Consider the following 21,109-nt stretch of genomic DNA (forward strand, 5'->3'; position numbering starts at 1 on the left):
GACGCTCAGAGGGGTTCACCGAGGCGCCGAATGCGTCCGGACGCGGTGCGGGCAACGAGCCCGCGCCGCTCGAACTCCGCCAGCCATCCTTCCATCGGCCACCTGCTCCACCGTGTGTGAAACAACCGAGCGTTGCGCACGATGTCGTCGACGTGCTCGACCGGGGGCGAGGACACTGCATGATGCTGGTGATAGGCGTGGGCGCCGCCCACCCACCGCAGCCCGATTCCCGACGCGCGAGCCGTCGCTCCGAGGTCGGTGTCCTCACCGCCGTAACCCGTGTAGCCCTCGAAGAATCCGCCCAGCTGTGCCCACGTCCGCGCGGTGACCGCAAACGACAGTGACCAGAACAAGTCGTAGTTCGTGCCCGATTCGACGGCTCCGACGGCCGGACTCGGCCGCGCACCATGTGGATTCGTGTGCGCGATCAGCTCTTCCTCCGACCACCGCCCCGGGTGTGGGGGCAGATAGGTGACCGGACCGCACAGCAAGGCCGTCGAGTTCGACGAATCCTCGCAGGCGAGTTCGTAGATCGACAACATGTGCGGTCCCGGTATGCAGTCGACGTCCAGGAACACAAGGATGGTCGCGCCCTGATCCAATGCTGTCTGTGCTCCGAGATTACGTGCGTGAGCCAGAGGTAGGCGCCCGTCGACTGCGTCCATGTACTGCACTGTCGCGGTGCCGGTGCCGGTGCCGGTGCCGGTGTCGGTGTCGGCCACGATGTCGCTGATCCGGGGATCGCCCATCGCGATCACGACGTGATGGTCCGGAGGCCGCGTTGACCGTGCCAACCCGCGGATCTGCTCGCGAAGGTGTTCGTGACGGCCCGAGACGACCGTCACCACGGCCAGACTCATCGGAGGGGCGTCCCGGCCGTGAGCACTCCGGCGGCACGGCGGGCTGCACCGCGCTGCTCCACACGATCCCATCCGGATCCTCCGAGATCGATCGCTCTGTCCAGCAGGGTTCTCCAGCCTCGAGGGTCGGGCCACACGGGGGTGACGACCGCCACGGATGCCGAACCGAGGGCCCGCGCGCTGGCGGCCTGCTCGTCGAACGGGCGATCCTGTGGAATGACGATTGCCGGCGACCCCGCGGCTGCAACGTCGGCCAACGCGTTCTGCCCGGCGTGGGTCACCACGACCGTGGCCGAACACAGCAGCGGCCAGACGTCCGCTCTCCACGACGAGGCATCGATTCCTGCTGCGATCCAGCGAAATTCGGGGTTGGCTGCACCGGCGAGCTCGATATCGGACGCGGCGAGTGTCGTACCACCCGCACCGCCGAGAACGACGATGGAGGCGTCGCTACCGACCGTCTCTCGGTCGCGGCCGTCGAACCTGCTGATCGCACCGACGTACGTAGTCTTGTCCGCATACGGCCGAAGCCACTGTGGGTCGTAGACCGATCGCGACCACGGCGCGACGATCGCCGACGCTGCTCGGTACGCGAGGGTGTGGGGAGTGTCCGTCCGCTCGCCTGGCATGGCCATGACGACGACGTCCACCCCGAGCAAGCGGACCAGCAGCGTCACTTCCACCGACACGTCGACGACGATGAGCCGTGGGCGCACGCGGGCCACCCACTCGGCGATCAGCGCCATGCGATCGGTCAGGCCGCGCACGCCCGTCGGGGCCCAGTGGAGGATTCCTCCGGCAGTCTCGTTCGCCGCGTACTCGGGGTCACCGGTGTCGCTGGCTTGTGGGGTGTCGAGGGGGAGCTGCAACCATTCGACGTCGCTGTGCGGGAACGGTTGTCGCGAAGACAGCACTGTGACGGGCTCGTCGGTCGCCGCAGCGATGGAGGTCGCACGCGTCATGTGGCCGGTGCCGTGATGGTGCGCGTAGTAGCCGATCACAGCGCGGCGCCGGACATCATGGACTCGTACAGGCTCAGGTATTGGTCGACCATGCGGCGCTCGGAGCATGCCGACTCGGCCCGTGCCCGAGCGTCGTGTCGCGACAGGGTGCGGGCTTCGATCATCGCCCGTGCAAGATCCTCGACCGAGTCCGGACGAGCCAGGCGTCCGGACGTCGGGTCCAGGATCTCCGGTATGCCTCCGCGGTCGAACGCAGCGACGGGAGTTCCGCACGCAAGCGCTTCGGCCACGACCAGACCGTAGGGCTCCTCCCAGACCGGCGTCGCCAACGCGACATCGGAGGTGCCGACGAGCGTCGCGAGTTCACGTTGACGCAGGTGGCCGGCGTACGTGACGTCTCCGCCGAGTCTGGGCGCCACTTCCGCCTCGAAGTACGCGGTGTTCGACGCCGGACCCGCGAGGGTGAGCGAGAAACCGGCTGCGCGTGCGGCGTCGATGGCCAGATGAGGCCCCTTCTCGGGCACCAGTCGGCCCGACCATACTGCGCCGTCGCCTCCCTGACCTTCCGGCCATCGCTCCAGCGAGATCCCGTTCGCCACGACGTTGACGGGGCCCGTGACAGGAAACCATTGGCGTGCAGCGTGTTCGCTGACTGCTGCAAATTCGACGCCGGTGCTCCCGGACAATGCCACCGCTGATTCGAGCCACGCGAACGGGGGAGTGTGCAGGGTGGTGAGCATGGGAGTGCGGACCGTGCGCGACATCGCGATGGGAAGGTAATGCAGGCTGTGATTGTGGATCACGTCGAACGTGTCCGACAGTTCACCGGCCAGTTGCATCATCACCGACAGGTACGCGTGGTGCTCGCTGACGGCAAGTGCGGGAGTGGTGATGTCGGCCTTGGAGATGTCGGACAGCTCCAACCGTGCCACGCTGAGAAGGTCGTCCGCGACATCGAGGGACGAGCCCTCTGCCGCAAACAGGGTCACCGAATGCCCGCGCTCGGTCAGCGCACGGGACAGTTGACCGATGTGCGCTTCCATTCCACCCGCGTACGGCTCGGCGATCGGGAAGTTCGACGACCCGAGGAGCGCTACGCGCAGGCTACCGGTCATCGCGGTGTCCCAGTGGTGAGCCTGCGGCCGGCCACTGCGCGCCGATAGACACGTGCATGCGTGCGTGCTGCCTCTTCCTTGTCGACTTCTCGGCTCGTGCGCAGGAATTCGCCGGCGCCGGACTGTGTGCTTCGCTGCGTCAGGACGTCGTCGTACGTGGAGCGCAGTGCATCGGCAAGGCTGGAGTCGTCGAACCGTCCGAGGCCGAATCCGAAAACGCGGCAGGGGGTTTGCTCCGCGAAGTAGCCGCAATCGGGAACCACGACTGCAGTCCCCAAGTCCACACACGCCTCCAACCACCCCGAGTGCGTGCCGAATCGGTACGGCAGAACCGACACGTCGATCTCCGTCAGGTACGTCCACAGTTCGTCGTCGTCGAACCGAGGGTGAACTCGAACGTCGACGCCCTCGTGTGTCCCGAAGGCGGCGATCGCGGCAGCGTCCTCGGGGTGCGAGTCGAACGCCTGCTCGTCGATGTCGATTCGGACTGTTGCACCCGGCAATTGGGCAGCTGTGTCGACGATCGTGCCCAACACGGCCAACGGATCGAGGTTGGTGCGCAGACTCTTCGCGTGCACTCCGATCACGAACGACTCGGTGTTCGGCCGACGTTGTCCGATCAGCTCCATCGGAGCGACGTGCGGATGTGGCACGACGGTTGCGCGTCGTTCCCAACGAGATTCGATTTCCCGCGCAGCGCCCGGCGTGAGGGTGATCACCTCGGCGGCCGCTTCGATCAGCATGTCGAGGTGCGCCTCGTGGAGAGAGTTGTCCACGAAATGTGGGTTGTGGAGGTCGTGCACCGTGTAGACCAGAGGCTTGCCCGCCGATTGCACCGTGCGTATCACCTCGCCGAGCTGCTCGGGAGGCAACGAATCGAAACCGAAATGCACGTGCAGCACGTCGAACGACGACAGATTACGCTTCGTCCACTCCGGTTCGAGCCAACGCGGCGGCCACCAACGACCGGTTCCCTCCGCGCCCGGCGGGACCGGGTCGGGAAGTCGACGAACTCCGTCGGAACCCAGGTGCGCGACATAGGTGTGGCCGGTGGGAACGGAAGCCACGGTGATCGACGCTGGATCGATCGGGGTGGGGTTGATCAAATGAGGGTTCCTTCGCGACAGAACGGTTATACGGGACGTGTGATGAGCCCGGACCCGACTGCTCGAGAGGGAGTGTCTCCTGCGACAACCGAATACTACAGGGAGCCCGTGACGTCGAACGATCCCGACGAGGGGCGTCGCGTTCACTACGGAGATTTCTACGGAGTCTCCGACACGACGGGCGACGGACGGCCGCTACTGGTCGTGTGGGGGAACTGCCAGGCGGAGGCCCTGCGGATCGTGGTCTCGAGCGCGGCGGATCTTCCTTACCGTACGGTGCGAGTTCCTCCGGTCCACGAGCTCACCGAGAGCGACCTACCGCACGTTCGTGACCTGATGACACGCTGTGCGGTGCTGCTGTCCCAGCCCGTGCGTTCCGGCTACCGCGCGTTGCCGATCGGTACGGACGATGTGGACGCACTCCGATCCGATCGAGCGGAGAAGATCGTGTGGCCGGTCCTGCGATACAGCGGGTTGTATCCGTTCCAGGTCATCGTGCGGCACCCCAGTGCCCCGTCCGCGACGCCCGCAGGCGTCCCCTACCACGATCTGAGGACGGTGATCGCCGCCCGCGACGGTGACTCGGCCGGGTGGGACGTCCCGCTGAGTGCTCGTCAGGTGGCAGACGTCGCAGCGTGGAGCATCGCGGAACTCGCCCGGCGTGAACGTGCCCAGTGCGACGTCGGTGTGTCCGATCTTCTGCTTCCAGCGGGCGCCGGGGCCGCGAATACCGTCAACCACCCGGGAAACACAGTGTTGACGGCGCTCGGATCCCGCATTCTCCACGCGCTGGGTTGTGGCCCGCCCGCCGAGCCCGATCGAGAATTGTTGGGCAACATCGTCTCTCCGCTCGACGAGCGCGTCGTACGGGCGCTGGACCTGCAGGTACCGGCCCGGCCGTCGTGGCTCGTGAACGGTTCGCCCGTGTCCCAGGACGAGATCCGACGGGTTCAGTTGCAGTGGTATCGAGACAACCCGCAGTTCGTCGACGCTGCCCTCGATCGCTACGCCGACCTCCTCGACATTCTGGACCTGGCTGCATGACGGCGACGATCGGCCATGTTCTGGTAGGACCACCGGCGCACGGTGTCGTCGAGTACGGCGCGTCCGTGGCACGCGAGTTGGGGGAGCCGACGCATCGGGTAGTGCGCCTGGACGGACCGGAGTCCGAACTCCCGGCCTGGATCGGGGAGTGCTCACTCGTACATCTGCACGTGACCGACCGACTCTTCGGTGACCGTGTGTCCGCAGAGCCCAACTACGCGTCACTGTGTGCCAGGCTGCCCGTGCGGCACTCGGTAACCGTGCACGACGTGCCACAACCGTCCGACGGGTCGGGATTCGAGGCACGAATTCGGTTCTACCGGAACGTGATCCATCACGCCGCAGGCGTGATCGTGTCGAGCGAACACGAGGCCTCGCTGCTCCGAGAATTCACCGACGCGGACGTCGATCCTCAGGTGGTTCCGTTGATGATGCCGAGGCCGAGAGCGGAGCCTGCAGGAGTGACCCAAAAGCCGAGAGCGGAGCCTGCCGGGGTGATGGAAGTGCCGAGTGCGCGCGTTGCCGTGCTGGGTTTCCTGTATCCGGGGAAAGGGCACATCGAGACGCTCCGGGCGATGGCAGACTTACCGCGGTCCGTGGGTTTCGTCGCGTTGGGGACTGCGTCGCCAGGGCACGAGGATCTGATCGATCAGTTGCGGTGCACGGCAGCCGAAGCCGGACGGCCCTGCGAGGTCACCGGATTCCTCCCGGAATGCGATATGTATCAGCGCTTGGCGGATGCGACGGTTCCTGTTGCCTTTCATCGGCACCTGTCGGCGTCGGGATCGATCAATACCTGGATTGCGGCGAGACGTCGTCCCCTCGTCCCTCGCAACGCGTACACCGAAGAACTGGACCTGCGATCGCCCGGTGTGGTTCGTGTGCACGAAGACGACGTGGACTCATTGCGGGACGCGATCGCCGAGGCGGTGCGAGATCCGTCGTCGACCTGGATCGACGCGGATGTGGTGCCGCGGCCGACACCGAGCGACGTCGCCCGGGAGTACGACTCGATTCTGAGGGGATGGCAGGGATGACCAGGGCTCTCGAGGTCCAGGGCCGGTACGTCGTGCCGGACAACCGATGGGATCTGGCGCCGGACACGGTGGAGTTGCCGGGCGTCACCGTCGTGATCCCCTATTACGATCAGCCACATCAATTGTCGCTCGTACTCGAAGCCCTGGCACAGCAGGACTACCCGTCCGACAAGATGCAGGTGGTCATCGCGGACGACGGTTCACCTACGCCGCCTGTCGTCGACGACTGGCTCGACAGGCTGGCGGTGACGGTGGTGAGCCAGGAGGACAAGGGGTTTCGGGCCGCCGCGGCCCGCAACCTCGGTGCACGTGCGGGGACGGGTGAGGTTCTGTGTTTTCTCGACGCCGACACAGTCCCGATTCCCGGGTACGTCGAGGCCGCCGTTGCTCTGCCTGCAGTGGCTCCGGACACGGTTGTCGTCGGGCGGCGAGGACACGCCGATCTGAGTGATGTGAACGTATCGGAACTGTCGGAATGGCTTCGTACTCCACGGGAACTCGGCGAACCCGATTGGTTGTCCGGCGCCTACCGCCGCACCGGTAACCTACTCCGACCGGGTTGGGACGGATACAAATTCGTCATCAGTGCAGTGTTGACCTGCAGCCGAGAACTGTTCGAGGAGGTCGGCGGCTTCGACGAGACCTTCGTCCGGTACGGCGGCGAGGACTGGGAGTTCGCCAATCGCGCGTTCATGGCGGGAGCGGTGTTCGCCCACGAGCCGACGGCGGTCGCGTGGCACGACGGGCCGGACTGGGCGGGGCGAGACGTCACGGACAGGAGCGACGAGAAGAACACCGAGGCCGTGGCTCTCGCACCGTTGATCACCGATCCCAGTGCGCGAAGCCACGGACTGCACTACCGCATCCCCGACGCTGCGGTGATCCTCGACGTGGCGGAGGCATCACCGGCATCGGTGATGGTCACTGTCGCCAGCATCGTGCGTGGTGTCGATTGCGCGGTGTGGCTGGAGGGAGAGCGAGGTGCCGAGGTGTACGACACACTGGCACTGGATGATTCTCGCGTGCGCGTCGGAACCCCTGACCGATCGGTTCGGCTTCGCTGCAGGTTCGTCGTGCACGTTTCGGGCCCGGTGCAGTTCTCGTCGGCGACGTGGGGTGCACTGACTGGAAGCATCGGTCCTGGACTGGCAGGCAGGGTGACCGTCGATTGCGACGGTGCCTCGGTCTCGGCGACGGCGTCCAGGGCACTGAACCGTGCACAGCGTTGGGCCGCGCTGACCGGCGAGTCCGAATCGAAGTTGCTGAACGCGTTGTTCACGATCGAGCGTCGGAGCGCCGAGGAGGTCGGCATCTCACTGATCGACGGCGAACCGTGGCTGGCCTGGTGACCACGAGCGCTGGACACCACCGAGGTGATGTCCAGCGCCGGCGGGAAATGCGGTGATGAAGCTACAGGTTCGCTTTGGCCTTGTTGAGGGTGTCGACGGCGATCTGTAGGCCTTCGAGAGGACCGTAAGCGGTGTCCTCGTGTTCGATGTTGACGGCGATGTCGGGGTCGACGGCGTTGAGGGCGCGCAGGAACCGCGTCCAGAAGTCGACGTCGTGTCCGTTGCCGACGGCGACGAAGTCCCAGGCCGAGTCCTGCGGCCAGACGTTGACGAAGTGCTTGCCGCCGAGGCTGGTGCGGGGTCCGTCCTGCGGTGCGCGGGTGAATCGGTCGTCGAGGACTCCGTAGATCTCGCAGTTGGGGTTGATTCGGGTGTCCTTGGCTGCGGCGTGGAAGACCAGGGGGCCGAGCCATTCGATGGCTTTGACCGGGTCGATGCCCTGCCAGAACAGGTGCGAGGGGTCCATTTCGGCGCCGACGTTGCTCAGGCCGCCTTTGTCGACGAGGCGCTTCAGGGTCGGTGGGTTGAACACCAGGTTCTGCGGGTGCATCTCGATGGCGACCTTGACTCCGTGCTCACGGGCGAGAGCGTCGATTTCTTTCCAGAACGGAACCGCGACCTGATCCCACTGGTAATCGGAGGAGTCGAGGTATCCCGAATCCCAGGTGTTGACATGCCATGCCGGCCACGTCCCACCCTCGTGGGCTGCGGGCAGACCGGACATCGTCACCACCCGGTCGATGCCGAGCAGACCCGCGACACGGATGGACTTACGCAGGTCCTCGGCGTCCTCGGGGCCGACCTCCGGGTCGGGGTGCAGTGGGTTGCCGTTGCAGTTCAGGCCGGCGATCGAGACGCCCGTGCCCTCGAACACCGCGAGGTAGTCGGCCGGGCTGATGGTACCGGCGAGCAGGTCGTCGACCGGAATGTGCACCGGTGGCAGGAATCCACCGGAGTTGATCTCGATGCCTTCGAGACCGAGTGAGGCCACCGTCGCGATGGCGTCGGGCAGAGACTTGTCGTGCAGGATCGCGTTGTAGACGCCGAGTTTCATCGTGAGCTTCCTTGCAAGTAGGGGGTGGGTCAGATCTTGACTGCGGTGCCGTTCGCGGCAGCGGATTCGGCGATGGCGGCGACGATCTGCATGCCGCGCAGTCCGTGCGCGAAGTCCGGGAGCGGGGGCAGGCCGGTCAGTCCGGCGACCTGGTCGAGGAATGCCCGTGCCTGGTAGGCGAAGAATTCGGCTTTGCCGTGCCCGACGCCGCCGGCGTCCATTGGCAGCCCGCCCTGGATGTAGGGGTGCTGGGGTCCGATGATGACCTGACGGCGGCCGTTGACCGTCTCGTCGATGTCGGTGGTGGAGATGTGGAACTCCGCGGCTCGCTCGAGCGCCCACGACGCCGACCCGCGCGTGCCGAACACATCGAAGGACAGTCCGTCGGGATTGGCGTGCGAGACCCGCGAGGCGGAGAAGGTTCCGACGAACCCGCCGGCGAACTGCGCGGTGAAGGTCGCGATGTCCTCGTTCTCCACCGGCGCTGTCTCCCCGGTGGTCGCGGCTTTGGTGTGACCATAGGTAACTCCGACCGGAACGGGGCGTTCGGTGATGACGGTGGAGAACTGCGCCCCGCGGACCTCGACGATCGGCCCGGCGACGTACTCGGCGAGATCGATCAGATGACTGCCGACATCGGCGAGTGCACCTGTTCCCTGCCCGCCGCGGTACCGCCAGGTGATCGGCCCGGTCGGGTCGAGAGAGTAATCGGCGCGGTAGCGGCCGTCGAAGTGCACGATCTCACCGAGGCGACCGGCGGCGAGCTCGTCGGCGATGGCCTGCACTGCCGGGGAGCGGCGGTAGGTGTAGCCGACCGAGGCGATACCACTCGATGCCGCGGCGGCAGCGACCATCGACTCCGCATCGGCCAGCGACCCTGCCAGCGGCTTCTCGCACAGCACGTTCTTACCCGCGGCGAGCAGGCCTTCGACGATCTCACGGTGCAGGTGATTGGCGACGACTACGGACACGACATCGATGTCCTGTGCCTCGGCGATGGCCTGCCAGCTGTACTCGGCGCGCTCGTAGCCGTACCGCTTGGCGGTGTCGTCCGCGACACCCTTGTTGGTGTCCGCGATGGCCACCAAACGCACGTCCGGGCGGTCGGTGCCGAACAGCGTCGACGCCATCCGGTACCCGGCGGCATGGGCGCGGCCGGCCATACCGCCACCGATGACGGCTACACCGAGCGAGTTCTCTGTCATGAACGTGCTGCTTTCTTTCGGAGTGTCGCGGGATTAGTTCGGTCTATTTGACCGGTCTAGTAGAGATACTATGGGTCACCGATCGCGCGGATGTCAAGGACGGCGTTGCCGCAGTTCGACACGCTCTCACGGGCAGGAACGGAGACGAGAAGACATGAACGCCGGAAGATCGGTGACCATGCAGGACATCGCCGACAAGGTAGGGGTGTCGAAGGCCTTGGTGTCCATGATCTTTCGTGGAGTTCCTGGGCCCAGTGCGGAGACGAAGGCCAGGGTCCTCGCCGTCGCGGAGGAGATGGACTACCGACCGAACCGAACTGCAGCTCTGCTGTCCCTCCGGCGCACTCACCTCATCGGCGTCATGACCGACATCAGGAATGCGTTCCACGCGGAGATGGTCGAGCACATGGTGGCCGAGGCGGACAAGGTCGGTTACGAGGTGGTACTCGGTGCCGTCACCCCGACACACGCCGAAGCCGCCGTCATGGAGACACTGCTCGACTTCCGCTGTGAGGCAGTGGTTCTGCTCGGGCCCGCCGCGTCGGATGTCGACCTCAGAGCGTGGGCAGGGCGGGTGCCGATCGTTGCGGTGGGTCGACGAATCGGCGGAGTCGACGCCGTGCGGGCGGGCGACTCGCGGGGGATGAGCGACGTCGTCGATCACCTGGTGTCACTGGGGCATCGCAGAATCGCGCATTTCACGGGGTACGGGTCGATCGGCAAGGACCGCCAAGCCGGCTACCGCCGCGCGATGCATCGCCACGGGCTGGACGAGCACATGGCCGTCGTCGAGGGCGACTTCACCGAGAACTTCGCGCCCGCGGCCGTCGATGCGTTCCTCGACGGAGACATCGAGCCCCCCACCGCGATCGTCGCAGCCAACGACCGCAGTGCAGTCGGCCTGCTCGACGCGCTGCAGAGGCGAGGAGTCTCCGTTCCCGGCGACATCTCGGTGACCGGGTACGACGACAGCACGTTGGCGAGAATGGCCCACATCGACCTGACCACCGTCAGTCAGGAACCCAAGGAGCAGGCGCGCCGCGCGATCACTGCAGCAACCTCACGTCTCGACGACGAACGCACCGAGGTGTCGTCGAGCGTTCTCCGGCCGCGCCTGGTGGTCCGAGGGACGACCGGTCCCACCGATCGGAGGTGACGGTGTGCTCTTCCGGCAACTGGAATACCTCGTGGCGCTGTCGCGTGAACGTCACTTCACACGCGCGGCTCAGGCATGCCACGTTTCGCAACCGGCGCTGTCCGAAGCGATCCGGAAGCTCGAAGTCGAGCTCGACCTTCCCCTGATCGTCCGGGGCCACAAGTTCGAAGGACTCACCCCCGAAGGCGAACAGATCGTCCGGTGGGCGCGCCGTATCGTCGCCGATCAGAAGTCGCTGCAGGAGGAAGCGGCAACTCTGCGGTCCGGTGTCACCGGCGCGGTACGTCTGGGCGTGGTGCCCACGGCGTCGGCGACAGTGGCCGACCTGACCGGACCACTGTGTCTGCACCACCCCTTGGTGACGGTCTCACTGTCGGAGGACCTGCCGTCCGACGAGATCACCGGCCGCATCGACCGTTTCGAGCTCGACGGGGGAATCACCTACTTGGACGACGGAGTCGACGAGCGATACCGGACGTTTCCGCTCTACCGCGAGTACTACGACCTGTTGACCGCGACCGACTTCGGTCCGTTTCGGGAGGACAGTGTCACCTGGCGCGACGCCGCAGAATTTCCGATGTGCACGCTGCCGTCGATGATGCGTGGACGCAGAATCCTCGACGAGTTCTTCGCCTACGACGGTGCCGCCAGTACGCCGCAGATCGAGACCGACTCCATCGCCTCGTTGTACGCGCACGTGAAGACCGGGCAGTGGGCGTCCGTCGTTCCGCGCGTGTGGCGGCAGGTGTTCGGAGAACCGCCGGGGCTTCGGTGCACCCCGTTGACGAGTGAACTGGACGCTCCGATCATCGGACTGGTGACGGCCAGGGACAGTCAGGGATCCAGTCTGATCCGGGCGTTGGAGAACACTGCTCGCGGGCTCGACCGGACTTCATCGGCGTCGCCTATCGGTCGGTAGGAGCCACGTCTTGGACGTGTGCGGTCACGATGGTGCACCGTCGTAGCGTGTCAGCCGACGAGTACGAGTACGACGAGAAGTCCATCGTCGTCACCGAAGCCAAGTCCTACGCAGCAGGCGTCCCGGCCGTGCTCGTGTCCCTGCAGCGAGGCGTCGAGCAGATGGGGCCCGGCCGCACCGCGTACTCGCTGGCAAAACTCAACCAGCGCAAGGGTTTCGATTGCCCGGGGTGCGCATGGCCGGAGACGCCCGGGCACCGCAAGCACGCTGAGTTCTGCGAGAACGGTGCGAAAGCGGTCGCCGAAGAAGCGACCAGGAGAACGGTCGGACCGGACTTTTTCGCGACGCACTCGATCGACGACCTGCTCGGGCGGACCGAGTACTGGCTCGGCCAGCAAGGCCGCATCACGCACCCGATGGTGCTGCGGCCGGGTGCGACCCACTACGAGGAGATCGACTGGGACAGCGCCGAGCGCATGATCGCCGACGAGCTCAGGCAACTCTCCGGCCCGGAGCAGGCGATCTTCTACACCTCCGGACGCACGTCGAACGAGGCTGCATTCCTGTACCAGCTACTGATCAGGTCCTACGGCACCAACAACATGCCGGACTGCTCCAACATGTGCCACGAATCCTCGGGGAGTGCGCTCAGCGCGTCGATCGGAATCGGCAAAGGCTCGGTATCGGTTCCGGACATCGAGAATGCAGACCTCATCCTCATCGCAGGCCAGAATCCTGGAACGAACCATCCCCGCATGCTGTCCACCCTGGAGAAAGCAAAAGGCAACGGAGCCAGGGTCATCGCGATCAATCCGTTGGTCGAGGCCGGGCTGCGACGGTTCAAGGATCCGCAGAAGGTCGGCGGAGTCGTCGGGGACGGCGTCGCCATCGCCGACGAATACCTGCAGATCCGGCTGGGCGGGGACATGGCGCTGTTCCAGGGACTGGGAAAGATGCTCGTCGACGCGGACGACAAGGCGCCGGGTACCGTGATCGACCGGGCCTTCGTCGAGGCCTACACCGCGGGCTTCGACGAGTGGATCGACCACATCCGCGGTGTGGACATGGACGTCGTGCTGGAGGCGACAGGCCTGTCGATGCGCGAGATTCGCGACACCGCCGAGGCACTCATCCGGTCGGAGAAGACGATCGTCTGCTGGGCGATGGGGCTGACACAGCAGACCCACGGCGTCGCGACCATCGAGGAAGCAGTGAACCTGCTGCTGCTGCGCGGGATGATCGGAAAGCCGGGCGCCGGTGTCTGCCCCGTGCGGGGACATTCGAACGTCCAGGGTGATCGCACGATGGGAATCTGGGAGAAGATGCCCGAGTCGTTTCTCGCGGCACTCGATGTCGAGTTCGGCATCCACTCTCCCCGCGACCACGGACTCGACGCCGTCGACTCGATACGAGCCATGCGCGACGGCCGCGGCGCGTTCTTCATGGGCATGGGCGGCAACTTCGTCTCGGCGACACCGGACACCGCCGTCACCGAGGCGGCGCTCCGCAACTGCACCATGACCGTTCAGGTCTCGACCAAGCTGAATCGCAGCCACCTGGTCCACGGCCGCAGCGCTCTGATCCTGCCGTCGCTCGGACGAACCGATCGCGACGTGCAGGCGTCGGGCAAGCAGTTCGTGACCGTCGAGGACTCGATGTCGATGGTGCATGCCTCGCGCGGTGGCCTTCGGCCGTCGAGCGCGTTCATGCGATCCGAGGTGGCCATCGTGTGCGGGATCGCCGAAAAGCTGTTCGGCAGGGACCATTCGGTGCCGTGGGCGAGCTTCCGTGACGACTACGACACGATTCGGGACTCCATCTCCCGCGTCGTCCCTGGCTTCGAGGACTTCAACCGCAAGGTCCGGCAGAAGGAAGGGTTCGGGCTTCCGCATCCTCCCCGCGACAGTCGTACCTTCCACACCTCCACCGGCAAGGCCAACTTCGCGGTCAACGAGTTGACGTGGTTGCCGGTCCCCGAGGGGCGGCTGATACTGCAGACGATGCGCAGCCATGACCAGTACAACACCACCATCTACGGCCTCGACGATCGCTATCGCGGCGTGAAAGGTGGCAGAAGGGTGGTGTTCGTCCATCCCGACGACATCGTGTCGATGGGATTTGCCGACGGGGACGTGGTGGACCTCGTCTCCGAGTGGCCACTTCCCGACGGTACCAACGCCGAACGCCGTGCCGACCAGTTCAGAATCGTCGCTTATTCCACGCCTCGTGGAAACGCGGCAGCCTACTACCCGGAGACAAACCCGTTGATTCCGCTCGACCACGTCGCGCGGAAATCCAACACTCCGGTGTCCAAGGCCGTCGTCGTCCGGTTGGAACGCCGCCGTCACGGCTAAACTCGTCCGGTGAGCATCGCGGACGGCGACAATCGAACCTATGGCGGCATCGCCGTCGAGGATCGTCGTTCCCGGAGGCGGTCGCAGTTTCTCGCCGCCGCGCTCGACGTGTTCTCCGAGAAGGGATACACATCCAGTTCCGTTGCAGACCTGTGTCGTTCGGCCGGGTTGGCGCGCAGGCAGTTCTACGACGAGTTCGCGAGCCGCGAAGACGCTCTCATCGCGCTGTACGACTCGATCCAGGCAGACGCCAAGGCAGCAACGACCGAAGCGGTCGCGCGGTGTGCGGCCTCCGATACGCACGAGCTGGCGACGGCGGCGATGGGGGCGTACGTCGAGTCGATCGGCAAAGATCCACGGAGGGCACGTATCTCGTTCGTGGACAGTGTCGGTGTCAGTCGACGCATGGACGAGCATCGGTTGGCCGAGCGCGCGGTGTGGCGCGAGTTCTTCGCGCTGACCGTCCGGTCGGCGGTGGGTAAGGATTACGTGCCGCCGGGCGGTTACGAGATGGCGTCGACGGCGTTCATCGGGGCCCTCATCGCGCTCGTGCAGCAATGGAGCACGGCGGATCCGCGACCCGATGTCGAGGACCTCACGAACATCATGGTCGGGTTCCTCGACTCGCTGCTTCTGCACTGACGGCACGAGCGGGGCATGCGGAGCGGCCACGGGATCAGGTGGTTGTAATCCACGTCACTTCTGATCTACTCTCCACGGAGTCGAAGTTAGACAAATACATCTAACTTGTTTTCGGGGAGGCTGAATGTCCGTTCGAAGAGTGGTTCTCGGTGTGGTTGCGGCTGCGAGCGTCGCCGTCGCGGTGACCGCCACCGCGCCGCCAGTGATAGCGCAGCCGGCGTTCCCGGCGATTCCGGAGTTCGACACGGGGTTCTACTCGCCGGAACAGTCGATCGTCTCCGCTGCCGAGCCCGGCCAGATCATCGCGTCTCGGCCGGTGAACGTGGCGAACCTCGGTGTCCTCCCGGTCAACGTCGACGCCTGGCAGCTGTCGTACCGGTCCAACGACAGTCGCGACGACGCGATCCCGGCGGTGGCCACCGTGCTCAAGCCTCGCGGATACGTTCCGGGCAGGCCACTGCTGTCCTTTCAGATCGCCGAGGACTCACTGGGCGCCTACTGTGCATCGTCGTACGTGCTGCAGCAGGGCTCCATTCCCTGGCCGCTGACCGGAGCGATCACCGGGGGAGCGCAGTTCCTGGAAATCCAGGCCGCCCTGGCTCAGGGCTGGGCTGTCGTGGTGCCCGACCACCAAGGGCCGAACTCGGCCTTCGCGGCAGGCCCTCTCGCCGGGCGGATCACGCTCGATGGAATCCGTGCCGCCGAGAACTTCGACCCGCTCGAGTTGGACGGTCGTGAGACGAAGGTCGGAATGATGGGGTACTCCGGCGGATCCATCGCGACAGGTCACGCCGCCGAGCTGCACGAAAGCTACGCCCCCGACCTGAACATCGTCGGGGCCGCCGAAGGCGGAATCGCAGCCGACGTGGGTGCGTTAGTCGACAACTCCAACAATGCGCTCGGTGCAGGAATCGTGGCATCCGGCATCATCGGAGTCTCCCGTGAAGATCCCGAGCTCGCGCAGTTCATCGACCAGAAGCTCAACCCGCTGGGCAAGGCGATGTTCGGTGCGAAGCAGAACCTGTGCATCGGATGGAACTCGGCCATCGCACCGTTCGTCAACCTCAAGGGGCTCTTCGACACCCCCGGCGATCCGCTTCGCGAGCCGGTAGCGCAGAGCGCACTCGACAAGTTGCGGATGGGCAAATCCGTACCCCGATTCCCCATGTACATGTACCAATCCAACCCGGACTGGCTGGTGCCCGTCGGGCCGGTGAACACGCTCGTCGACACGTACTGCGCCGACCCGAACGCGAGCGTCACCTACACGCGTGACCATTTCAGCGAACACCTCACCCTCGAAGTGGTTGCTGCGCCGAGTGCGCTGCTGTGGCTTCGCGACCGGTTCGCCGGAGTGCCGGCCGAGCCGGGCTGCCGCACCACCGACGTCGGCTCGATGGCTCTGGACTCGCGGACCTGGCCGGTGTGGCAGGACGTCGTCGGCGATCTGGTTGCCGGCCTCTTCGGTCAGCCGATCGGATCCTGACCGGCCGGCCGAACCACGAGAATCAGCGGGGCTCGGACCGTGACAACACGGTCCGAGCGCACCGCACGACCGTCGCCCGATCGTGCGTGATGGCGTACTCGAACTCGCGGTCGGGATCGTCCTCGCCTCGGTGCAGGTCCCGGGCCGACAGTACGCAGCAGAAGAACTGCCCGAGCACCACGACGTTCCATTCGTCGACCAGGTCGTCCGAGGCGTCGAGAGACGACCCGACGATGCCGGGCACTGCCAGCTCTCCGAGCCCGATGCCGTAGACGCCGGTGTACGCGGTCCGGCCCGCGAGGGTGCGCCATCTGCGCCTCGTGCGCGCAGTGAAGTGCCGCGAATGCTGAAATGTCCCCAGCACCAGGGTGTCCGGACCTGCGTCGGAGGCCTGTGCCTCGATGTGCATGCTCATCTGCACGAGCAGTTTCTTCGTGCTGACCGTCGTCGTCTGGTCGGTCGACGCGATGACGAACGCGGACGTGTGATCGCTGGACGGGGTGTTCCACGTCGGTGGTGTCACCGCGTCCGGGCGCGCGTCGCCACCGTCGGTACGGAAGAGATCGCCCAGGCCGAACGTGGCTCCGAGCGCCAGTGCTCTGTCCCGGTCTCGATCGGAATCCACGCCCCGTGCCACGACGACAGCTCCGGTGCGCTCGGCCTGCGCAGCAAGGACGTGCAGTGCTCTGGCCGCGGCGACGTCGGTCGCGCTACCGGTCATCTCGGGCGCGAGGATGATGACATCCGGCTCGATCAGCGGAAGCAGGGCAAGTGACTCCGGTCCCGTGCCGACACCGTCGAGCGCGACCGGCCGCGCTTGCGCACGCGCCGATTCGACCGTGCTCAGTACCGATGCCGGATTGCGTGAGAACGCGACGTGGTCGATCACGACTGCGTCGGCGAGAACCCCCGTCGAGCGAGAGGTGGTGTGCCCCGGGTCGAGCTCGACCGGAATCACGTCACCAGGAGCGAACCGAGGGGAACTCACCGGGTACCTGTTGTTCTCGTGTGGGGCGAAAGGATCACGTGTGTGATGCGCTCGCGAGGAGACGAAGATGAGACGGCCATCCGAGCACGTCCAGCGTTCGCCCGACCGCGAGGGGGCAGGAGGTGATCGTCAGCGTCCGGCCCCCAGCGGTGTCGACCGACGCGAGCACGTCGACGCCTGCGCTGCTGAAGAACGTGACACCGGACATGTCCAGCATGACGTGTGGGTTCTGCTCGAGGGCCTCGTTCAGACGACGAGCGAAGGACGGTGCAGTGATCAGATCGATGTCACCGGACACGACCAGCGTCGATGCCGACGCCGAGCTCTGTACCTCGGTCTCCTGGTCGAGCAGAACGTGCGTCATCTGTTCCTCCCGAGTCGATACTTGTTCTCCGCAATCATCGTGACGGACCAAGGTATCCGTAGGGATGCACGAACAATAACGAATTTATAACAAACATCACGATAATGTAACGTCCGTTCTCGAAAATCGTTGTGATCCATTGTGGTGCAAGAGGATTCGATCGAGTCCGTAGTGTCCGTTTCGGGTCACCGGGTCTCGAAACGGTAATGAAACGCGACGATCTGTACGTGTCGGACGAGTCTGCAAGGCTGGGGCACATGACGGATTCGGCCAAGGAAGATCTGCAGAGGTACCTGCAGACAGGACGCGACGCACTGCTCTGGAAACTGGACGGCTTGTCCGAGTACGACATGCGTCGTCCGATGACACCCACCGGCACCAACCTGCTCGGTCTGGTCAAGCATCTCACCGCCGTCGAACTCGGATACTTCGGCTGGACGTTCGACCGGCCCTTCCGTGAAGCGGTGCCGTGGGCAGAGGAGGGCGAGGACCCGCACGCGGACCTGTGGGCCACGGCCGACGAATCCACGGAGTACATCGTCGGGCTGTACCGACAGATCTGGGAACACTCGGACCGCACCATCGCCGAGCTTCCGCTCGACGCCACCGGTGTGGTCCCGCATTGGCCTCGTGAACGGGCCACCGTCACCTTGCACCGCATCGTCGTACACGTCATCGCGGACATGGACCGACATGCAGGGCATGCCGACATCCTTCGAGAGTTGATCGACGGATCGGTCGGCCTCACGCTCGGCAACGAGAACATGCCGTCGGACGAAGCTGCGTTCTGGGCCGATCACCGCGCACGCGTCGAGGAGCACGCACGTCGGTTCCAATCCTGATCTCGTGCGAGACTGGCTCGCGTGAACGCGGAGCTTCCCGGTGCAGTGATCGACCTCGCGCGCACGGCAACCCGTGTCGCTGTTCTGACGGGCGCAGGAATGTCGGCGGAGTCGGGAATCGCGACGTTCCGTGACGCCCACACCGGACTGTGGTCGCAGTTCGATCCCGCCGATCTCGCCAGCCCCGAGGGCTGGGCGCGCGACAGCGACCTCGTGTGGGGGTGGTACCGCTGGCGGGCCGAACTGGTCCGGCGGTCGGCGCCCAATGCGGGGCACCTGGCCCTGACGGAGTGGCAACGACGCACACATCTCGACATTGCCACGCAGAACGTGGACGACCTGCACGAGCGAGCCGGCTCGCACGTGATCGCTCACGTACACGGAAGTCTGTTCGATCCCCGGTGCTCGGAGTGCGGAGTGCACTCGCAGCCGGAGGCGGACGTGGTCGACGAGGAGATCGAACGCGTCGTGCCTCCCGAGTGCCCGTTCTGCGGTGCGCCGATGAGGCCGGGGGCGGTCTGGTTCGGAGAATCGCTCCCTCAGGATCAGTGGACGGCAGCGGTCTCCGCGGTCGAGCACGCGGACCTCGTGCTCGTCGTCGGTACGTCCGGTGTCGTGTTTCCGTTCGCCGGCCTGCCTGCGATGGCTCGCAGCACGGGTGCCGTCGTCGTCGAGATCAATCCGGTGGAAACCGAGATTTCCGACATGGCCGACCACCGCCTACGCACGACGGCGGCACTCGGCCTGCCTGCGTTGGTCGCGGCGCTCTACTGAGCTGCTGGGCTCACTCGAATTCGAGCCGCATCGATCGTGCTGCGAAGTGCAGTAGAAGTACGAAGCCGCCGATGGAGACCACCACGGGAGACCAGACGACAAAGGACATCAAGACCGCCACATCCTTGTAGGCGACGACGTACACGGCGATGAAGGTGGTGGCGGCAACGCACAACAGAATGTGCGCGGCGAGCATCCACTTCTCGAAGAAGAATCCGACGAACATCCCGATCTCGATGAAGAATGCTGTCTTTCCGAGGGTGATCTCCGGCGGAAAGTCGGCAACGATCGTCGCGGAGAAGATGGCGATGTTGGCGATCGTGACGAACGCGAATGCCTGGTTCAGGGTTGGCCACGGGCCGAACAGCCAGAACAGTCCCATCGCATACGCCGTCATCATCGATATCCACTGGACTGCAGAGGGAATGGGTGTCGTGGCGCCGTAGCCGAACACCATTTCCAGCGTGACGACGATTGCCATGGCAAGTGTCGCGAACGCGATCACGACCTTGACGATGCCTTTGACGGCGAGTGATTCCATCGCGTCGACGGCCCACTCGTAGTGCACCTCGGACGACCTCAGCGCACTGGTCATCGTGTTCAACCCCTCCAATCGAAACCGCGAGTCGATTGAAACACATACTTTGCGACCGCAGAGTGGATATTGCCCGCAACAACCGTCGCGATGCCCAGGCCGCGCACGGCTTGTTCATCACCGCCGCGACTCGTGTGACGGGTTCACCGCTCGGGCGGTCGGAAGCAGACTCTGCGGTTACGCAGTTCGCTAGCGAGTAATGTGTGCGGTTGTCCTAACAAAAGGAGATCTCATGCGTTTGGGAGTCGTCGGATACGGCGTCGGAGGACGGTACTTTCATGTGCCGTTCGTGCAGGCAGCGGAGGGGGTCGAACTCGTCGGCATCGTCACGCGTTCTCCCGAACGTGCGGCTCAGGTCGAACTCGATGCGCCGGGCACCCCGGTGTACGGAAGCCTGACCGAGTTGATCGACGCGGGCGTCGACGCCGTGACCATCACGACCCCACCCGAGACGCGTCGGGAGCTGGTTCTCGAGGCCGTCGCGCGTGGTGTGCACGTCGTCGCCGACAAGCCTTTCGCGCCCGACCCCCAGGGCGGTCAGGTCCTCGTGGATGCCGCGGCCGACGCCGGGGTACTGCTCAGTGTCTTCCAGAACAGGCGGTGGGACGCAGACATCCTCACCCTGCGCGGGGTGATCGACAGCGGCAAGCTCGGCCGGATCTGGCGAGTGGAGTCGAGGTTCGATCTCGACGAACCCGCCACGCTCGAACTCGGACCGACCGGTGGATTGCTCCGCGACCTGGGATCGCATCTGGTGGATCAGGCGCTGTGGCTGTTCGGTCCCGCCACCAGCGTGTATGCACGCATGGATTGGGCAGGCGAGGGCGACGACCGAACCGACAGCGCGTTCGTCGTCGATCTCGATCACGAGGGCGGTGTGCATTCGACCTTGTCGGCCACCAAGGTGAACCACTTCCAGGCACGTCAGCTGCGGGTGTACGGCACGGACGGCAGTTACTACTCCGACGGCACCGACGTTCAGGCGCAGGCCGTCTTCGCGGGTCGTCGCCCGATGGATGAGCCGGATACATTCGGGTATGAGCTGGAAAATCGCTGGGGCACACTGCATACGGACGCGGGTGCAGAGAAGGTTCCGTCCGCGCAGGGGAGCTACAAGAACTACTACCGCGACTTCGCCGCTGCTGTACGCGGCGACGGCCCGCAACCGGTCCCTGCGTCCGAGGTCATCCACACCCTCGAGGTGCTCGACGCAGCACGCCGCGCCGCGGAAACAGGTGAGGTCGTCCGGTTGTAGGC

At 65.4% G+C, this 21,109-nt stretch carries 20 protein-coding genes; 11 read left to right on the forward strand and 9 right to left on the reverse strand.

Annotated elements, in window-relative coordinates; all coding sequences use genetic code 11:
* Positions 1-5: 5 nt before the first annotated feature.
* The 4 genes from ACFULT_RS08960 to ACFULT_RS08975 are packed head-to-tail and all read right to left on the reverse strand — an operon-like array spanning position 6 to position 4,043.
* Positions 6-860: a glycosyltransferase family 2 protein gene (locus ACFULT_RS08960; RefSeq protein ID WP_378481264.1), complete on the reverse strand. Its 855-nt coding sequence runs from the start codon at positions 858-860 to the stop codon at positions 6-8.
* Complete coding sequence (locus ACFULT_RS08965) at positions 857-1,861, reverse strand: glycosyltransferase (RefSeq protein ID WP_094719210.1); 1,005 nt, start codon at positions 1,859-1,861, stop codon at positions 857-859. The genes ACFULT_RS08960 and ACFULT_RS08965 overlap by 4 nt, the downstream gene beginning before the upstream one ends.
* Positions 1,858-2,937 carry a glycosyltransferase gene (locus ACFULT_RS08970; protein ID WP_378481265.1) on the reverse strand — a complete coding sequence of 360 codons (1,080 nt, stop codon included), beginning with the start codon at positions 2,935-2,937 and terminating at the stop codon, positions 1,858-1,860. Before ACFULT_RS08970 ends, ACFULT_RS08965 begins: the two co-directional genes overlap by 4 nt.
* Entirely contained in the window at positions 2,934-4,043 is a 1,110-nt protein-coding gene (locus tag ACFULT_RS08975) for a glycosyltransferase (protein ID WP_094719208.1), read from the reverse strand. Before ACFULT_RS08975 ends, ACFULT_RS08970 begins: the two co-directional genes overlap by 4 nt.
* 108 nt (positions 4,044-4,151) lie before the next feature.
* Here ACFULT_RS08975 and ACFULT_RS08980 point away from each other — a divergent pair, with 108 nt between their 5' ends.
* Genes ACFULT_RS08980 through ACFULT_RS08990 form a run of 3 tightly spaced genes read left to right on the forward strand, consistent with a single transcriptional unit; the run spans position 4,152 to position 7,473 of the window.
* Positions 4,152-5,087, forward strand: coding sequence for a WcbI family polysaccharide biosynthesis putative acetyltransferase (locus ACFULT_RS08980; RefSeq protein WP_378481266.1), 936 nt, complete (start codon positions 4,152-4,154; stop codon positions 5,085-5,087).
* Positions 5,084-6,124 carry a hypothetical protein gene (locus ACFULT_RS08985; protein WP_378481267.1) on the forward strand — a complete coding sequence of 347 codons (1,041 nt, stop codon included), beginning with the start codon at positions 5,084-5,086 and terminating at the stop codon, positions 6,122-6,124. The genes ACFULT_RS08980 and ACFULT_RS08985 overlap by 4 nt, the downstream gene beginning before the upstream one ends.
* Positions 6,121-7,473 carry a glycosyltransferase family 2 protein gene (locus tag ACFULT_RS08990; RefSeq protein WP_378481268.1) on the forward strand — a complete coding sequence of 451 codons (1,353 nt, stop codon included), beginning with the start codon at positions 6,121-6,123 and terminating at the stop codon, positions 7,471-7,473. Before ACFULT_RS08985 ends, ACFULT_RS08990 begins: the two co-directional genes overlap by 4 nt.
* A gap of 61 nt (positions 7,474-7,534) precedes the next feature.
* Here ACFULT_RS08990 and ACFULT_RS08995 read toward each other — a convergent pair whose 3' ends face one another.
* Together ACFULT_RS08995 and ACFULT_RS09000 are read right to left on the reverse strand one after the other, a co-directional pair.
* Complete coding sequence (locus tag ACFULT_RS08995; RefSeq protein ID WP_378481269.1) at positions 7,535-8,527, reverse strand: sugar phosphate isomerase/epimerase family protein; 993 nt, start codon at positions 8,525-8,527, stop codon at positions 7,535-7,537.
* Positions 8,528-8,556: 29 nt separating this feature from the next.
* Complete coding sequence (locus ACFULT_RS09000; RefSeq protein WP_378481270.1) at positions 8,557-9,732, reverse strand: Gfo/Idh/MocA family protein; 1,176 nt, start codon at positions 9,730-9,732, stop codon at positions 8,557-8,559.
* 154 nt (positions 9,733-9,886) lie between these two features.
* Here ACFULT_RS09000 and ACFULT_RS09005 point away from each other — a divergent pair, with 154 nt between their 5' ends.
* The 5 genes from ACFULT_RS09005 to ACFULT_RS09025 all read left to right on the forward strand — a co-directional run bounded on the left by ACFULT_RS09005 (position 9,887) and on the right by ACFULT_RS09025 (position 16,289).
* The gene (locus ACFULT_RS09005) at positions 9,887-10,888 is read left to right on the forward strand and encodes a LacI family DNA-binding transcriptional regulator (RefSeq protein WP_037113573.1); all 1,002 of its coding nucleotides are present in this window, start codon (positions 9,887-9,889) and stop codon (positions 10,886-10,888) included.
* A gap of 4 nt (positions 10,889-10,892) precedes the next feature.
* Complete coding sequence (locus ACFULT_RS09010; protein WP_378481271.1) at positions 10,893-11,807, forward strand: LysR family transcriptional regulator; 915 nt, start codon at positions 10,893-10,895, stop codon at positions 11,805-11,807.
* Between the two features lie 29 nt (positions 11,808-11,836).
* Positions 11,837-14,161 (forward strand): FdhF/YdeP family oxidoreductase, encoded by a 2,325-nt coding sequence (locus ACFULT_RS09015; protein WP_378481272.1) that lies wholly within the window; start codon positions 11,837-11,839, stop codon positions 14,159-14,161.
* 9 nt (positions 14,162-14,170) lie between these two features.
* Positions 14,171-14,803: a TetR/AcrR family transcriptional regulator gene (locus tag ACFULT_RS09020; protein WP_378481273.1), complete on the forward strand. Its 633-nt coding sequence runs from the start codon at positions 14,171-14,173 to the stop codon at positions 14,801-14,803.
* A gap of 124 nt (positions 14,804-14,927) precedes the next feature.
* Entirely contained in the window at positions 14,928-16,289 is a 1,362-nt protein-coding gene (locus ACFULT_RS09025) for a lipase family protein (protein WP_170945135.1), read from the forward strand.
* A 22-nt stretch (positions 16,290-16,311) separates the two neighbouring features.
* Here ACFULT_RS09025 and ACFULT_RS09030 read toward each other — a convergent pair whose 3' ends face one another.
* Both ACFULT_RS09030 and ACFULT_RS09035 read right to left on the reverse strand, forming a co-directional pair.
* A complete protein-coding gene (locus ACFULT_RS09030; RefSeq protein ID WP_255122664.1) occupies positions 16,312-17,277 on the reverse strand; it encodes a DICT sensory domain-containing protein in 966 nt (321 codons plus the stop codon).
* Positions 17,278-17,311: 34 nt separating this feature from the next.
* Positions 17,312-17,641 (reverse strand): STAS domain-containing protein, encoded by a 330-nt coding sequence (locus ACFULT_RS09035; protein ID WP_094719197.1) that lies wholly within the window; start codon positions 17,639-17,641, stop codon positions 17,312-17,314.
* A 257-nt stretch (positions 17,642-17,898) separates the two neighbouring features.
* On the opposite strand from ACFULT_RS09035, the gene ACFULT_RS09040 reads away from it, so the two are divergent.
* Complete coding sequence (locus ACFULT_RS09040; RefSeq protein ID WP_037113846.1) at positions 17,899-18,483, forward strand: DinB family protein; 585 nt, start codon at positions 17,899-17,901, stop codon at positions 18,481-18,483.
* Between the two features lie 21 nt (positions 18,484-18,504).
* A complete protein-coding gene (locus tag ACFULT_RS09045; RefSeq protein WP_378481274.1) occupies positions 18,505-19,257 on the forward strand; it encodes an NAD-dependent deacetylase in 753 nt (250 codons plus the stop codon).
* 10 nt (positions 19,258-19,267) lie between these two features.
* On the opposite strand, the gene ACFULT_RS09050 is transcribed toward ACFULT_RS09045, so the two are convergent.
* Positions 19,268-19,852 carry a giguanylate cyclase gene (locus tag ACFULT_RS09050; protein ID WP_094719195.1) on the reverse strand — a complete coding sequence of 195 codons (585 nt, stop codon included), beginning with the start codon at positions 19,850-19,852 and terminating at the stop codon, positions 19,268-19,270.
* A 232-nt stretch (positions 19,853-20,084) separates the two neighbouring features.
* Between ACFULT_RS09050 and ACFULT_RS09055 the strand changes: the two genes are divergently transcribed.
* Entirely contained in the window at positions 20,085-21,107 is a 1,023-nt protein-coding gene (locus ACFULT_RS09055) for a Gfo/Idh/MocA family protein (protein ID WP_037113563.1), read from the forward strand.
* Positions 21,108-21,109: the final 2 nt, after the last annotated feature.

The organism is Rhodococcus sp. NPDC057297 (genome assembly GCF_042667435.1).
In the GTDB taxonomy this organism is placed as follows: Bacteria; Actinomycetota; Actinomycetes; order Mycobacteriales; family Mycobacteriaceae; genus Rhodococcoides.